At 65.2% G+C, this 13,972-nt stretch carries 14 protein-coding genes; 11 read left to right on the plus strand and 3 right to left on the minus strand.

Annotated features, from left to right (window positions below; all coding sequences use genetic code 11):
• Positions 1–114 precede the first annotated feature (114 nt).
• The 11 genes from VFV09_09715 to VFV09_09765 all read left to right on the plus strand — a co-directional run bounded on the left by VFV09_09715 (position 115) and on the right by VFV09_09765 (position 10,194).
• Positions 115–429, plus strand: a complete 315-nt coding sequence (locus VFV09_09715; GenBank protein HEU4867994.1) for an NADH-quinone oxidoreductase subunit A — start codon at positions 115–117, stop codon at positions 427–429.
• A 61-nt stretch (positions 430–490) separates the two neighbouring features.
• A complete protein-coding gene (locus tag VFV09_09720; protein ID HEU4867995.1) occupies positions 491–1,036 on the plus strand; it encodes an NADH-quinone oxidoreductase subunit B family protein in 546 nt (181 codons plus the stop codon).
• On the plus strand, positions 978–1,526 hold the full coding sequence (locus VFV09_09725; GenBank protein ID HEU4867996.1) for an NADH-quinone oxidoreductase subunit C: 549 nt from the start codon (positions 978–980) through the stop codon (positions 1,524–1,526). Before VFV09_09720 ends, VFV09_09725 begins: the two co-directional genes overlap by 59 nt.
• On the plus strand, positions 1,523–2,683 hold the full coding sequence (locus VFV09_09730; GenBank protein ID HEU4867997.1) for an NADH-quinone oxidoreductase subunit D: 1,161 nt from the start codon (positions 1,523–1,525) through the stop codon (positions 2,681–2,683). Before VFV09_09725 ends, VFV09_09730 begins: the two co-directional genes overlap by 4 nt.
• Positions 2,680–3,693, plus strand: coding sequence for a complex I subunit 1 family protein (locus tag VFV09_09735; protein ID HEU4867998.1), 1,014 nt, complete (start codon positions 2,680–2,682; stop codon positions 3,691–3,693). Before VFV09_09730 ends, VFV09_09735 begins: the two co-directional genes overlap by 4 nt.
• A gap of 9 nt (positions 3,694–3,702) precedes the next feature.
• Positions 3,703–4,320: an NADH-quinone oxidoreductase subunit I gene (locus VFV09_09740; GenBank protein ID HEU4867999.1), complete on the plus strand. Its 618-nt coding sequence runs from the start codon at positions 3,703–3,705 to the stop codon at positions 4,318–4,320.
• Position 4,321: 1 nt separating this feature from the next.
• Positions 4,322–4,807: an NADH-quinone oxidoreductase subunit J gene (locus tag VFV09_09745; GenBank protein HEU4868000.1), complete on the plus strand. Its 486-nt coding sequence runs from the start codon at positions 4,322–4,324 to the stop codon at positions 4,805–4,807.
• 3 nt (positions 4,808–4,810) lie between these two features.
• Positions 4,811–5,116, plus strand: a complete 306-nt coding sequence (nuoK, locus tag VFV09_09750; protein HEU4868001.1) for an NADH-quinone oxidoreductase subunit NuoK — start codon at positions 4,811–4,813, stop codon at positions 5,114–5,116.
• Positions 5,110–7,155, plus strand: a complete 2,046-nt coding sequence (gene nuoL, locus VFV09_09755) for an NADH-quinone oxidoreductase subunit L (GenBank protein ID HEU4868002.1) — start codon at positions 5,110–5,112, stop codon at positions 7,153–7,155. The genes nuoK and nuoL overlap by 7 nt, the downstream gene beginning before the upstream one ends.
• A 22-nt stretch (positions 7,156–7,177) precedes the next feature.
• Complete coding sequence (locus tag VFV09_09760; GenBank protein HEU4868003.1) at positions 7,178–8,746, plus strand: NADH-quinone oxidoreductase subunit M; 1,569 nt, start codon at positions 7,178–7,180, stop codon at positions 8,744–8,746.
• A complete protein-coding gene (locus tag VFV09_09765; protein ID HEU4868004.1) occupies positions 8,746–10,194 on the plus strand; it encodes an NADH-quinone oxidoreductase subunit N in 1,449 nt (482 codons plus the stop codon). Before VFV09_09760 ends, VFV09_09765 begins: the two co-directional genes overlap by 1 nt.
• Before the next feature lie 22 nt (positions 10,195–10,216).
• On the opposite strand, the gene VFV09_09770 is transcribed toward VFV09_09765, so the two are convergent.
• From VFV09_09770 to VFV09_09780, 3 genes are all read right to left on the minus strand, one after another.
• Positions 10,217–11,182 (minus strand): peptidoglycan-binding protein, encoded by a 966-nt coding sequence (locus tag VFV09_09770; protein ID HEU4868005.1) that lies wholly within the window; start codon positions 11,180–11,182, stop codon positions 10,217–10,219.
• A gap of 94 nt (positions 11,183–11,276) precedes the next feature.
• A complete protein-coding gene (locus VFV09_09775; GenBank protein HEU4868006.1) occupies positions 11,277–11,774 on the minus strand; it encodes a GNAT family N-acetyltransferase in 498 nt (165 codons plus the stop codon).
• 21 nt (positions 11,775–11,795) lie between these two features.
• Positions 11,796–13,972 (minus strand): [protein-PII] uridylyltransferase (locus VFV09_09780; GenBank protein ID HEU4868007.1); only part of this gene is annotated, 2,177 nt, incomplete at its 5' end.

Below are 13,972 nucleotides of genomic sequence, written 5' to 3' on the forward strand. Positions count from 1 at the left end.
GCAAGCTTGTGATAGCTTTCAGTGGTCTTGTCGGCTATCCACGAAGGGAATTGACGCTCAGTGCCGGACGGCTATTTCGGTTCATATCTAACCCTGGCGATCTACTCCCTGGCCATGATCGGCCTGGTGGGTGGCACCCTTGGGCTCAACCGCCTGGTTTCCCCCAAGGTGCCCGGCAAAGAGAAGATGACGACCTACGAGAGCGGCGTCGACCCCATCGGCAGCGGCCAGAGCCAGACGACCATCCGCTACTACATGTTCGCCCTGCTCTTCGTCATCTTCGACGTCGAAGCGGTCTTCCTCTTCCCCTGGGCAGTGGTCTTCGAGGAGATCGGGTTGTTCGCCTTCGTCGAGATGATGATCTTCATTCTCATCCTCGCCCTGGGCCTGCTCTACGCCTGGCGCAAGAAGGTGCTGGACTGGATTTGAGAGCTTTCCCAGCACGGCAGGCCACTTCCGCTTCACCGAAAATTTCCCGTAAGGAGCGCTGATGGCCACAGAACCCGATGTAGAGAAGGTCAAGCTCCCCAAAGGCGTCAGCTTCCTGCTGAACTGGGGGCGCAAATACTCCCTTTGGATGTTCCAGTTCGGCCTCGCCTGCTGCTCGATTGAGTTCATCGCCTCGGCCATGCCGAAGCACGACATCATGCGCCTCGGCGTGATCCCGTTCCCGGCCTCTCCCCGCCAGGCCGACCTCATGGTGGTCGCCGGCACGGTGACCGACAAGATGGCCCCGGCCATCAAGCGGGTCTACGAGCAGATGGCCGAGCCGAAGTACGTGATCTCGATGGGCTCCTGTGCCAACTGCGGCGGGCCCTACTGGGACTCCTACTGCGTTACCAAGGGCGTCGACCAGATCCTCCCGGTCGACGTCTACGTCCCCGGCTGCCCGCCCAGGCCCGAGGGACTGCTCGGCGGCATCATCCGCCTGCAGAACATGATCCAGGGCGAGAACATCAAAGAGAAATGGCAAGGTAGTGACCACACAGGAAAGATTCCTCAGATCATCGGAACGGGTCGAGCCGGAGGTATTTAGCCGGCGGGTTTCCGACAAGATCGGGGACCTTGCCACCGGTATAGAGGTTAAATACGGGCACATCTGGGCGACGGTTGAACCGGCGCGCATTGTCGACGTCGTGACCACCCTCAAGACCGACCCGGACCTGCTGTGCAGCTACCTGACCTTCCTATGTGGTGTCGACTGGGAAGCCGAGGGCTTCGAGGTTGTGATCACCCTCTACTCGGTCACCAACGAGAACACCGTGATCCTGCACGTGCCGCTGGGGGCCGGCGCCACCATGCCGACCCTGACCGGCGTATTTCGGAGCGCCAACTGGCACGAGCGTGAGGCCCACGAGATGTTCGGCATCAACTTTGAGGGCCACCCGAACCTGGTGAAGCTCTACCTGCCCGAGGACTTCGTGGGGCACCCCCTTTTGAAGAGCTTCAAGCTGGCCAGCCGCACCTACAAGCCCTGGCCCGGCGCTAAAGACCCAAGTGAAGCTGCAGGCGGAGGTCGCGGATGAGCACCCTCATCCCCACCACCGACAAGTGGCTGACCGAGGCGCGCCTCTCCGGCGGCGGCACCCTGCGCACCGAGGAGATGGTGCTAAACATCGGCCCCCAGCACCCGGCGACCCACGGAGTTCTTCGGGTGGTGGTCACCCTGGACGGCGAGAAGATCGTCGACGCCGTCCCGGTCATCGGGTACATGCACCGGGGCCACGAGAAGCTTTTCGAGCAGCGGGACTTCCGCCAGATCACGAACCTGTGCTCCCGGATGGACTGGCTCTCCGGCATCAACAACGAGATCCCGGCGTCGCTGGCGGTCGAGAGGCTGATGGAGCTGGAGGTTCCCCGCCGGGCGACCTACCTCAGGGTGATCATGGCCGAGATCAACCGGATCCTGAACCACCTGATGTTCACCGGGTCGTTCGGCCTGGAGCTCGGCGCCACCACCCCGGTCATGTACGCCTTCCGCGAGCGGGAGCTGCTGCAGTCGGCCATGGAGATGGCCACCGGCGGGCGCCTGCACTTCGGTTTCATCCGCCCGGGCGGGCTGAAGGAGGACGTGCCGCGGGGGTTTGTCGACCTGGCCCTTAGAGGCATCCGCCAGCTGCAGCGGGCGATCCCGGACTACGAGGACCTGCTGATCGGCAACGAGATCTTCAAGGCACGCACGGTCGGAGTCGGCGTCCTGGATCCAGACCTGGCGATCGAGTACGGCGTGTCCGGCCCGATCCTCAGGGCCAGCGGGGTTCCCTACGACGTCCGCAAGGCCGAGCCGTACCTGAACTACTCGGAGTTCGACTTCGACATCCCGGTGGGGGTGCAGGGCGACTCGTTCGACCGCTACTGGGTGTTGATCCAGGAGATGAAGGAGTCGGCGAAGATCGTGGAGCAGGCCCTGCAGGGGCTGCCCTCCGGCTCGCACATCGGGCAGGTCCCGAAGCGGCTGACCATCCCGAAGGGGGCCATCTGGGCCAAGGCCGAGAACCCGCTGGGCGAGCTCGGCTACTACATAATCTCCGACGGCGAGGCCAAGCCCTACCGCATGAAGGCCCGGACGCCCTCGTTCTCCAACATATCGGTCGTCCCGCACATGCTCCGGGGCGCCTACGTGCCGGACATGGTTGCCGTGCTCGGCAGCATGTTCTTCGTGGTGGGGGACATCGACCGTTGATCGCCGACATCCTTGCCAACGGCTACGTCCAGCTGGGACTGAAGCTCGGCGTCCTGATGATCCTGCTGCCGGCGACGCTGGCCCTGGGCTGGGTGGAGCTGAAGATCGGCGCCCACATGCAGGCCCGGATGGGGCCGATGTACCCCGGCGGGTTCCACGGCTGGGCCCAGACGCTCGCCGACGGAATCAAGTTCGTCCTGAAGGAGAACATCATCCCGAAGAACGCCGACAAGAGCGTCTTCTCGATGGTCCCCTACGTGACGATGCTCGGCGCCGCCCTCATCTACGTGGTGATCCCGGCCGGCGAGAACATCGTGATCGAGAACCTCGAGGTGGGGGTGTTCTACGTCCTGGCAGCGTCGTCCATCGGGGTCATCGGTGTGCTGATGGCCGGCTGGGCCTCCGCCAACAAGTACTCGATGATGGGCGCCCTTCGCGCGGCGGCCCAGCTGATCGCCTACGAGCTTCCGCTGGTGCTGGCCGCGGCGGCAGTGGCGATGATGGCCGGTTCGCTTTCGCTGGTCGACATCGTGGAGGGCCAGAAGGAGCTGCAGCTGTTCGGCTTCTACATCCCCTACCTGCCGTTCCAGATCATCGGCTTCTTCATCTTCCTGACCGCGGCCACCGCCGAGATGACCCGGCCCCCGTTCGACATGCCGGTGGCGGAGGCCGAGCTGATCACCGGCGCCTTCACCGAGTACACCGGCATCCGGTTCGCTTTCAGCCTGTTCGCCGCCGAGTACATCACGATGATCGGGCTGTCGGCGTTCGGCGCCACGATGTTCCTGGGGGGCTACGCTCCGCTGCACCGGGGGCTGGACTTTGTCCCCGGCATCGTGTGGCTGCTGGGCAAGACCGCTACGATCCTGTTCCTGCTGATCTGGATCCGGTGGACGTTCCCCCGCTTGAGGGAGGACCAGCTCCAGAAGTTTGCATGGAAGGTACTGATCCCGCTGTCGCTGGTGAACATCTTCGTCACCGGCGCCCTGAAGCTGACCCCGTGGATCTAGGAGACCGTTATGGCGACAACTGAAGACCGCATCGACGAGCTGGTGCCGCGCGACGCTCTAAAGACCCTCTCGCCGGGCCGGGACAAGCGGACCACGTTCGGCATCGGCCTGATCAAGGGCCTCGCCGTCACCCTCCGGCACATGCTGAAGCCTGCGATCACCATCCAGTACCCGGATGAGATCGACGAGCTTCCCGCACGCTCCCGCGGCGTCATCGCCCTGAAGGAGGAGAACTGCACCGTCTGCATGCTGTGCGCCCGCGAGTGCCCGGACTGGTGCATCTATATAGAAGGACACAAGGAGGCCCGGGAGAGCGTGGCCGGCAAGAGGGCGAAGAAGTTCAATGTCCTGGACCGGTTCGCCATCGACTACGCCCTCTGTATGTACTGCGGCATCTGCGTCGAGGTCTGCCCGTACGACGCCCTGTTCTGGGGGCAGGAGGACAACTACTCCGAGCACGACGTCCTCCAGCTGACCCACGAGAAGGAAACCCTGAACCAGTGGATGTACAACGTGCCGCCCCCGGTGGAGCTGGAGCTGGGCGCCATGGGGCCCGAGGTCAAGCCGCTTCCCGCCGCGGCGCCCGCCGCCGAGGCTGCCCCGGCTCCCGCCAAGGAAGGGGCGTAGCTTGCAGGGACTGATTTTCCTGGTCGTCGCCGCCACGTCGGGCTTCGCCGCGATCCGGCTGGTGACCAACAAGAACCTGGTCCACGCCGCCCTGTACCTGGTGGTGACCCTGATGGGCATGGCGATCATCTTCCTGCTGCTCACGGCCGAGTTCGTCGCCTGGGTGCAGGTCCTGATCTACGTCGGCGCGGTGATTGTGCTGCTGCTGTTCGGTTTGATGTTGACCCGGGCTCAAATCGGCAAGACCGCCCTCGACCGCCAGCAGCGCTGGGTGGCCGGGCCGGTTGCGCTGGTCCTGTTTGCCGTCACGACCCCGGTGCTGTGGAGGTTCTTCGACGGAGAGACCATCCGCCTCGACCAAACGTCCGGAAACACCGAGGCCCTGGGGATGGAGATCTTTACGAAGTTCGTCCTGCCGTTCGAGATCGTTTCGGTGCTGCTGCTCGCCGCGCTCGTGGGCGCCGTGTTCCTGGCGAAGAAGGATTAGCGCATGCCTTTGAACTGGGTCCTGGTCCTCACCACCTTCCTTTTCTGCGTGGGTGTCTACGGCGTGCTCGCCCGGCGGAACGCCGTGATCGTGCTGATGTCGATTGAGATCATGCTGAACGCGGTCAACCTGAACTTCATCGCCTTCAACGGCGCGCTCGAGGGTGAGCGGCTGATCGGGCAGGTATTCGCCCTGTTCGTGATCGCCATCGCCGCCGCCGAGCTGGGCGTCGGCCTGGCCATCGTCCTTTTGATCTACCGCAACAGCTTCACGGTTTCGCTGGATGAGGTGAACCTGCTCAAATGGTGACTATCCTTGCAACCGCGGCGGAGCACGGCACCGAGGCCGCAGCTTCCACCGGCGCTCCCCTGGAGATGGCCTGGCTGATCCCGATCATCCCGATGATCTCGGCGGGCGTCATCTGGGCGATCGGAAAGCGCTTCCCCCGGCGTGGCGCGGAGATAGGAATCCTGGCGATGCTGGCCGTCCTGGTGGGGGCGCTGGTCGTTTTCTTCGACACCATCGGCCACATTGCGGCCGACGAGGCCTGGCACGGCTTCGAGAAGTCGGTCACCTGGATGGACTTCGGGCCGAGCTCCACGCTCGAGCTCGGATTCAAGGTCGACGGCCTGTCGGCGGTTCTGCTGGTTGTGGTGGGCATCGTCGCGACGATGGTCCACGTCTACGCCCTCTCCTATATGAAGGGCGAGGTCCGGGTCACCCACTTCTTCGCCGCCCTCTCGCTGTTCACCGCTTCGATGCTGAACCTGGTCCTTGCGAACAACCTGCTGCAGATGCTGGTCGGATGGGAGGGTATGGGCGTCTGTTCGTACCTGCTGATCGGCCACTGGTGGGAGAAGCACGAGAACTCCTCGGCTGCCATCAAGGCGTTCCTCACCACCCGCGTCGGCGACGTCGGCTTCATGATCGGCATCTTCGTGCTGTTCTGGGGCGCCCAGAGCTTCAACGTCGGGGTCATCTCCGAGATGGCCACCGCCGGCGACATCGCCCGCGGCACGCTGACCGTGGGGGCGATCCTGCTGTTCTGCGGCGCCGTCGGCAAGTCGGCCCAGTTCCCGCTCCACACCTGGCTGCCCGACGCCATGGCCGGGCCGACGCCGGTCTCCGCCCTGATCCACGCGGCCACTATGGTCGTCGCCGGCGTCTACCTGGTGGCCCGGATGTTCCCCGTATTTGCCGCGGCGGCCCCGGCTGCTCTCGGCGTGGTCGCGGTCATCGGCTCGATCACCATGCTGATCGCCGCCCTGCTGGCCCTGGTGCAGAACGACCTCAAGAAGATTCTGGCGTACTCGACCGTCTCCCAGCTGGGCTACATGATCGCCGGCCTGGGCGTCTCCGCCTACACCGCCAGCGTGTTCCACATCTGGACCCACGCCTGGTTCAAGGCGCTTTTGTTCCTGGCGGCCGGATCGGTGATCCACGGGGTGCACTCCAACTACATGAGCGACATGGGTGGCCTGCTCAAGAAGATGCCCGTCACCGCCATGACCTTCATCATCGGAGGCCTGGCGCTGGCCGGATTCCCGCCCTTCGCCGGGTTCTGGTCGAAGGACGAGCTGGTTCTCGGCGCCTACACCGAGGCCATGCACGGCAGCGGGATCGCGATGTTCACCTTCATCGCCATGCTGGTGACCGCCTTTTTGACCGCGCTGTACGTCGCCCGGATGCTGGCTCTGACGTTCTTCGGAAAACCGAAGTACGACACCGCCCACGTCCACCCGCACGAGAGCCCCCGGCTGATGACCGTCCCACTGATGATCCTGGCCGCGCTCGCAGTCGCCGGCGGATGGGTCGGCCTGCCCGGCGAGGCGAACCAGTTCGCCAAATGGGTCCACCTGGCCGGAACCGAGCACCACCCGTTCAACATCATGATCGCTGTGGTCTCCACCGGAGCGGCGCTGGCCGGCTTCGCTATCGGCTGGGCGATCTTTCGGATGGGCAGGGTCAAGGTCGACGTCCAGAAGACGGCGGCGGCCCCGCTCTACAAGCTGCTGGTCAACAAGTACTACCTGGACGACATCTACTGGAAGTTCATCGTGGCCCCGGTGCGGGACCGCCTGTCCGCGGCGGCCTACTGGACCAACATGAAAATTCTGGACGCCACGGTCGACGCGGCGGGCACGGTGGCGGTCAAGACCGGGGCCTTCGCCTACCGGGACGTCGACCAGGGCCTGATCGACGGTTTCATCCACAACCTGGCGGGGCTGGCCGGACTGGCCGGCTCGAAGATGAAGTTCTGGCAGACCGGAAACATGCAGCGGTACGCCGCTGCGATGTTCCTCGGAGTCGCCACGCTTGTCGGCGCATTCGTATTTTTCCGAATCTAGATCCAAAACAGACGGAGGGGCTATGAACTTGGTTGAAGAGTGGGGAATCACGCTGGCGGTGTTTCTGCCACTGCTTGGGGCGATTGTCATTGCCCTGACTCCCAAGGGCATGGAGGGCATCCAAAAGATGCTGGCTCTCGCCGCAACCGGCGCTGCGCTGCTGGTCGGCCTGGCGCTGACCTTCGCGTTCGAGCACGGCGAGCCCGGAATGCAGTTCGAGAAATCGGCATCCTGGATCCCGTCGATCGACTCCAACTACCACGTGGGGATCGACGGAATCTCGCTTCCGCTGCTGGTCCTGAGTCTGCTGGTCTGCTTCCTCTGCATCATCTATGCCTGCTGGCACATCCCGGAGCCGGGCAACGCCAAGGCATTCCTGGCGCTGATCCTGCTGCTCGAGACCGGCATGAACGGGTCGTTCATCGCCCTGGACCTGGTGCTGTTCTTCGTCTTCTGGGAGCTGGTCCTGGTCCCGATGTACTTCCTCATTGGGATCTGGGGCGGCGAGAACCGCCAGTACGCCTCCATCAAGTTCTTCCTGTACACGCTGTTTGGAAGTGTCTTCATGCTCCTCGGCTTCCTGGCGCTGTACTTCCAGTCCGACCCGCACACCTTCGACATGCTGCTGCTGCAGGACGAGGGCGTTCTCAGCCTGACGCCGGCCCTGGGCAACCTGATCTTCGGGGGCCTGGCGCTCGGCTTTGCGGTCAAGGTGCCGATGTGGCCGTTCCACACCTGGCTGCCCGACGCCCACACCCAGGCGCCGACCATCGGCTCCGTCCTGCTGGCGGCGGTTCTTCTGAAGATGGGCACCTACGGCTTCATGCGCATCGCCATCCCGATCCTGCCCGAGCCGGCGATGAAGTTCGCCCCGGTCATTGCGATCCTGGCGGCGATAGCCATCGTCTACGGCGCATTGTGCTGCCTGGCGCAGACCAACCTGAAACGGATGATCGCCTTCTCGTCGGTCGGCCATATGGGCTTCGTCATGCTCGGCATCTCCACGATGACCCCGGAGGGTTTCAACGCCGCGGTCTTCGGCATGGTTGCCCACGGGGTGGTCACCGGGATGCTCTTCTTCCTGGCCGGTTCGATCAAGGAGCGCTACCACACCTACGAGATGCCCGAGCTGGCCGGCATGGGGCTCAAGATCCCCCGGATGGCCGGCCTGCTGGCCTTCTGTGCCATCGCGTCGCTGGGGCTTCCGGGGCTCGCCGGGTTCTGGGGCGAGGTGATGGCCCTGCTCGCGTCCTACCAGCCACTGGAGGGGCTTGACCCGACGATCTTCCGGGTGGCCATGGTCGTCGGAGCCATCGGCACCGTACTCACCGCCGGTTACTTCCTGTGGATGCTGCAGCGGGTGAACATGGGCAAGGCCCGGGAGGACGGGCACCACAAAGACCTATTCGACGTGGAGCGTCTCGAGGTACTTGCCTGGGCGCCGCTGCTGGCCCTGATCCTGGTCCTCGGCCTGTACCCCCGCCTGATCATGGACACCACCACCAGCTCGGTCACCGCCCTCACGGAGACCATCACCGGGGAGAGCGCATCAAGCGATGAGGCCCGCGTGGCGACGGTGGCCGACCACTAATGGACCTAAACCTCCAAGCACTACTGCCGGAGCTGATCCTGACGCTGGCCGCATGCGGCGTCATGACCATCGACCTGTTCCTCCCCAAGGAGAAGCGTGGGATGGCGTTCCCACTGGCGGTCGTGGGCATTCTGGCCACGCTGGCCGCGGTGCTCATGCTCTACGGCCAGAACATCACCACGCTGGACGGGATGTTCGTGGTCGACCGGTTCGCGGTGATCTTCAAGATCGTGTTCTGTGTCGCAGCCCTTCTGGTGTTCGCGGTGTCGCAGCCCTACCTGAACGACGACAACGACGTCCCCCACGGCGAGTACTTCACGATGATGATGTTCTCGCTGCTGGGCATGTTGACCATCGCCTCCAGCCGGGACCTGATTGCGATCTTCGTCGCGCTGGAGATGATCTCGCTGCCCGCCTTCATCCTGGCCGGCATCCGCAAGAACGACATCCGCTCCAACGAGGCGGCCCTGAAGTTCTTCCTGTTCGGAGTCCTTTCGACCGCCCTGATGCTGTTCGGCATGTCGCTGTTCTACGGGCTGACCGGGGCCACCAACCTGGCCGACGTGTCCGAGGGCCTGGCCGGCCGGACCGACATCGACGAGGTGGCCCTGCTCGCCATCTTGTTCCTGATCGTCGGCTTCGGCTTCAAGGTCTCCGCCTTCCCGTTCCAGTGGTGGGTCCCCGACACCTACGAGGGCGCGCCCATCCCGGTGGCCGCCTTCCTCTCGGTGGCCTCCAAGACCGCCGGCTTCGTCGGTCTGTTCCAGGTCATGTTCCTGGGCCTGGGGGAGCTGGCCGACATGTGGCGGCCGATGTTCGCGGTAATCGGCATCGTGACTATGACGTTCGGCAACCTCGTTGCGATCCAGCAGAAGCAGATAGTCCGGCTTCTCGCCTACTCGTCGATCGCGCAGGCCGGCTACATGCTGGTCCCGCTGGGGGTGGCGAGCGCCACGAACGGCGAGGTAAACACCCAGATCGTCTTTTCGGTGGTTGCCTACCTGCTGGTCTACGCCTTCATGGAGACCGGCGCCTTCGCGGTCGCCACGGCGTTCGGCCGCAAGACCGGCAAGTACCTGATCGAGGACTACGCCGGGCTGTTCGCCCGGTCCCCGGCTCTCGCAGTGGCCATGGCGGCCTTCCTGTTCTCGCTGGCCGGCATCCCCCCGTTTGCCGGGTGGTGGGCCAAGTTCGTTATCTTCCAGACGTTGATCGAGGGCGAAGGCCTCTGGCTGGCCGTCATCATGGCCGTCAACACGGTCATCGCGATGTTCTACTACCTGGCGGTGGTCAAGAAGATGTTCGTCGACAAGCCTGAGGACGCGGCTGCGGTCCCGATGCCGAAGGTGCTGGCCGGCGCCATCGGGATTGCTGCAGTAGTGGTGACGGTTGGAGGCTTCCTGCCGGACCTGTTCGGCAAGCTCGCGACGAACTCGAACTTCTTCTAAGCCGAACTGCGGCTCGGGTCCCCTACCAAAAGGAGCTCCAGGTCATCGGACCGACCTTGCCGTCGGCCGGGAGTCCCTTTTGCTGCTGGCACTGTTTGACGGCAGCTTCGGTCACCGGGCCGAACTTCCCGTCGGTTGCGAGCGGAAAACCCAGCTTGCCGAGAGCCTGTTGAATGAGGGCAACGTTCGGGTCGGGCTGGTGGGTTTGCTGGTACCGCGCCTGGCTCAGCACCGTGCCCGGATAGGGCGGGGCTCCGGATGCTCCGGCGAAGATCGCGTTCCAGGTCATCGGACCGACCTTGCCGTCGGCCGGCAGGCCTTTTTGCTGCTGGAACTGCTTGACGGCCGCCTCGGTTCCCGACCCGAACTTCCCGTCGCAGTCCACCGCCAACCCCTGTTTCGCCAGAGACTGCTGTACTAGCGCGACGTTCGGATCCGCCTGGTGGGTCTGCTGGTAGCGTTCCTTGCTCATCACCGAGCCGGGATAGGGAAGCGAAGCGCCTTGCGAAACCGGTTGCGAGGGTGGGCTGGGGGCGCCGCCGCCCGAGAACAGCGCCGACTCCTTCTCCCGCCGTTTCGTAAGCCCGGGGAGAACCCTTCCCCCGGCTTTGTTCCACTTCATCATCTCCGAAGGGACATCGCCATACCGTCGTTCCCTCAAGGCGTTGACCAGGCCGGACTTCCTGGTCCACCCTGCGCCCAGGTTGTAGGTGAACGAGACCAGAGCGTCGAACTGGTTCTGGGTCAGCGGAACCCCGATCGAGTCGACGGATTTCGCGAACCGGTCGGAGGCCTGCTTGAGCATCTCGAGCCCCCGTTCACGGCTGATTCCCCGCCGGAACTCCTCCGGCTCACTCCCGTTGATGCAGCCCATGTGAACAAGGGTTCCAAACCCTATGGTGCAGTTGTTGGCTGCATCGTTGTAGAGATTCGGACGGAACCCCTCGAACTCTGCGATCAGCTGCGCTCCGGCATCCGAAAGCCTCATAACCTCTGCCCCCCGTGACTAAGAACTACCTCTGCGCTGTGTGCAACTGGCCAATCTACCAGCGAGTCCGGGGTCGGGAAAGAGCGGGGCGAGGCTAACCCAGCGTTTTGCGAAACAGCCAGTAGGGTTGGGCGCCCCGTTTGGCCAGGCCCTGCTCCTTGTGGAACCCGAGGCTCGAAAACAGGGCCTGGGCGCCGGTCATCAGCCCGTTGACGGTGGCGGCAATCGTGTCTGCGCCGTCGGCGGCCGCCCGTTCCAGACAGGCCAGGACCAGCGCCCGGGCGACGCCCTCGTTGCGTGCGTTCGGCGCTACCGCCAGGAGGTCGACGGAAGCCCAGGCGACCGGCAGCGGGGGCAGAGCCCACCCGGGAGGCCGGTAGGCGACCGAGCCCAACAGGCCGCCGTCCCCGCGGACGACGAGAAACGTGGCGGTCTCCGACGCCGGGGAGATCGCGGTCAGGGTCTTCACCATCCCGGGCCAGACCTCGGCACCGAGCTCGTTCGAGAACTCCCGGTAGGCCCACACGTTCAGGTGCGCGATGGCAATGCGGTCCTCGGCGGTGGCTTCTTCGATGACGGGGGCTTCGCTCACGGGAAGCCACCTTACCGCCGGCTACTCCTCGAGGCTGTGGAGGACCGCCCGCTCGATCTCGTTGAGCGTGTAGGTGTCGAGGATCTTGTTGCCGTCCTGTCCCCGGACGTAGAAGGAGTCGACGACCTTGCCGCCCATCGTCTGGACTTTGGCCGACCGGATGTCCAGGTCCAGGTCCGCCAGCGCCCGGGTAATCCGGTAAAGGACGCCGACCCCGTCGGCGGCGTGGACCTCGATGACCGTGGCGGACTGGGAGGTGGAGTTGTCGAACCTGACCGATGCGGGAACCGGACTCCTGGTCATCGGCTTGAGCCGACCGTAGGTGCGGGCCCGTTCGGCCACGCGGGCCTGAAGGGCGAGGCCGCCTCCGAGCGCCAGCTTCAGGTCTTTCAGCACCCTGTCCCACGGCGTGACGTCCCGGCGCGGGTCGGAGACCTGGAACACCGAAAGTGCCCGTTCCTCGTCGCTGGAGTAGGCGTTGGCAATCAGGACGTCGAGCCCGTGAAGCGCCAGCACGCCGGCCACCCGGCTGAAGGTTCCCGGCCGGTCGCCGGTGTAGACGGTCACCACCGAGTCGCCGGCCTCGATGATCTCCTCGTTCGTCGCCAGCTTCTTCAGGTGATCCTCGGTCGGGAAGGCGTCGCTGACGAACGAGTCGGGCGGGGCGCCGTCGATCACCTGGCCCACCCGGCTGACCAGCTCGGCGACCAGCGAGGACTTCCACGGGCTCCACGCCGATGGGCCGGTCGCCAGCGAGTCGGCCTCGGTCAGGGCCCACAGCTGGTGCAGCCGCTCCTTGGTGCCGACGGTGGCGGCCACGGTCTGGAGCGTCCCCGGGTCGTCCAGGTCGCGTCGGGTGGCGGCGTCGGGTAGCAACAGGTGGTACTTGACCATCTGGCCGAAGGACTCGACCTCCTCGGGGCCGAACCCCATCCGGGCGGTCATCGTCTTGATCAGCTCGGCCCCCACCGTGCTGTGGTCGCCCGGGTAGCCCTTTCCGATGTCGTGCAGCACCGCCACCACCATAAGCATGTCGACCCGGTTCACCCGGTCGGTGAGACCGGATGCCTGGGCCGCCGTCTCCAGAAGGTGCCTGTCGACGGTGAACAGGTGGTAGGCGTTGTGCTGCGGGCGGGCCTGGACGGCCTTCCACTCCGGCAGCAGCCGGATCCAGAGACCGCGCTGGTCCAGAGCCTCGATTACCCGGATGGCCGGCGGACCGGACAGGAGAAGGTCCACGAACAGCGTGCGCATCTCGGCGGACCACGGCACCGGAACCGTAGGCGGGTCGGCCACCAGACGCTCCAGCGAGTGCCGCTCGATCACGGTGTCCCGGCCGGCGGCCGCGAGGGCGACCTTCAGGGGGAGAAGAGGGTCGGAGAGGGGGGCGTCCTCGGTCAGCTCGACCTCGCCGTCCTTGAGGACGATTCCTTTACCCAGCACCTGCGCCCGGCTTGCCACCCGGCTGACCTTGCCGCGCAGATTGGACCGGATGCGCCGCCAGGCGTCGTCGCTGGTCCAGGCGATCAGGCGGGCGGACTCGGCTATGCGGCCCATCATCGAGTCGGCGTCCTTGTCGCCCAGGGCCAGGGCCACCGCCGGCTGCTCCTGAAGGGCCAGTACGTTGTTGGGGCGCCCGCTCAGGCGCTGCAGCTCGACCCGGGCATCGAGGATCACCGCGTAGGCCTTTGCCAGCGCCTCGGTGTCGTGCTCCAACAGAACCCGGTGGGACGCCCCCGCCCAACCCAGGGCATGCACGTCCCTCAGGCCCCCCCGCCCCTCCTTGAGGTCGGGCTCCAGGCGGAACGCCACCTCGCCGAACTTGGCATGTCGTTCCTCGGTGCGGTCGGCCAGCTGGGTCAACCAGCGCTTCGACCTGCGCTCCCACTGCGCACCTGCCCCCACGGCCAGCTGAGCCGACAGGGACGCGTCTCCGGCGACGTGACGGGCGCTGAGGAGGGCGGTAGCGGTGTCGAGGTCCTCGTCGGCCAGGCTGAGCGCCTCCTTCAGGGTCGAGACGCTCTGCCCGAGCTTCAGGCCCTGGTCCCAGACCGGGTACCAGATGCGGTCGGCAATGGTCCGCAGGTCGGAGATTCGATCGTGCACGAGCATCACGTCGATGTCGCTTCCCGGGCACAGCTCGCTCCGCCCGTAGCCGCCGATCGCCACCAGGGCGAGGCCCCGGGGCTCGCCGAGGT

The sequence above is a fragment of the Actinomycetota bacterium genome (assembly GCA_035759705.1).
Classification (GTDB): Bacteria; Actinomycetota; CADDZG01; order JAHWKV01; family JAHWKV01; genus JAJCYE01.

Excerpts from the sequence above, each read along its gene's own strand:
- VFV09_09715 (HEU4867994.1), top strand. The coding sequence starts at position 115 with ATGATCGGCCTGGTGGGTGGCACCCTTGGGCTCAACCGCCTGGTTTCC.
- VFV09_09720 (HEU4867995.1), top strand. The coding sequence starts at position 491 with ATGGCCACAGAACCCGATGTAGAGAAGGTCAAGCTCCCCAAAGGCGTC.
- VFV09_09730 (HEU4867997.1), top strand. The coding sequence starts at position 1,523 with ATGAGCACCCTCATCCCCACCACCGACAAGTGGCTGACCGAGGCGCGC.
- VFV09_09740 (HEU4867999.1), top strand. The coding sequence starts at position 3,703 with ATGGCGACAACTGAAGACCGCATCGACGAGCTGGTGCCGCGCGACGCT.
- nuoK (HEU4868001.1), top strand. The coding sequence starts at position 4,811 with ATGCCTTTGAACTGGGTCCTGGTCCTCACCACCTTCCTTTTCTGCGTG.
- nuoL (HEU4868002.1), top strand. The coding sequence starts at position 5,110 with ATGGTGACTATCCTTGCAACCGCGGCGGAGCACGGCACCGAGGCCGCA.
- VFV09_09760 (HEU4868003.1), top strand. The coding sequence starts at position 7,178 with ATGAACTTGGTTGAAGAGTGGGGAATCACGCTGGCGGTGTTTCTGCCA.
- VFV09_09765 (HEU4868004.1), top strand. The coding sequence starts at position 8,746 with ATGGACCTAAACCTCCAAGCACTACTGCCGGAGCTGATCCTGACGCTG.
- VFV09_09770 (HEU4868005.1), bottom strand. The coding sequence starts at position 11,182 with ATGAGGCTTTCGGATGCCGGAGCGCAGCTGATCGCAGAGTTCGAGGGG.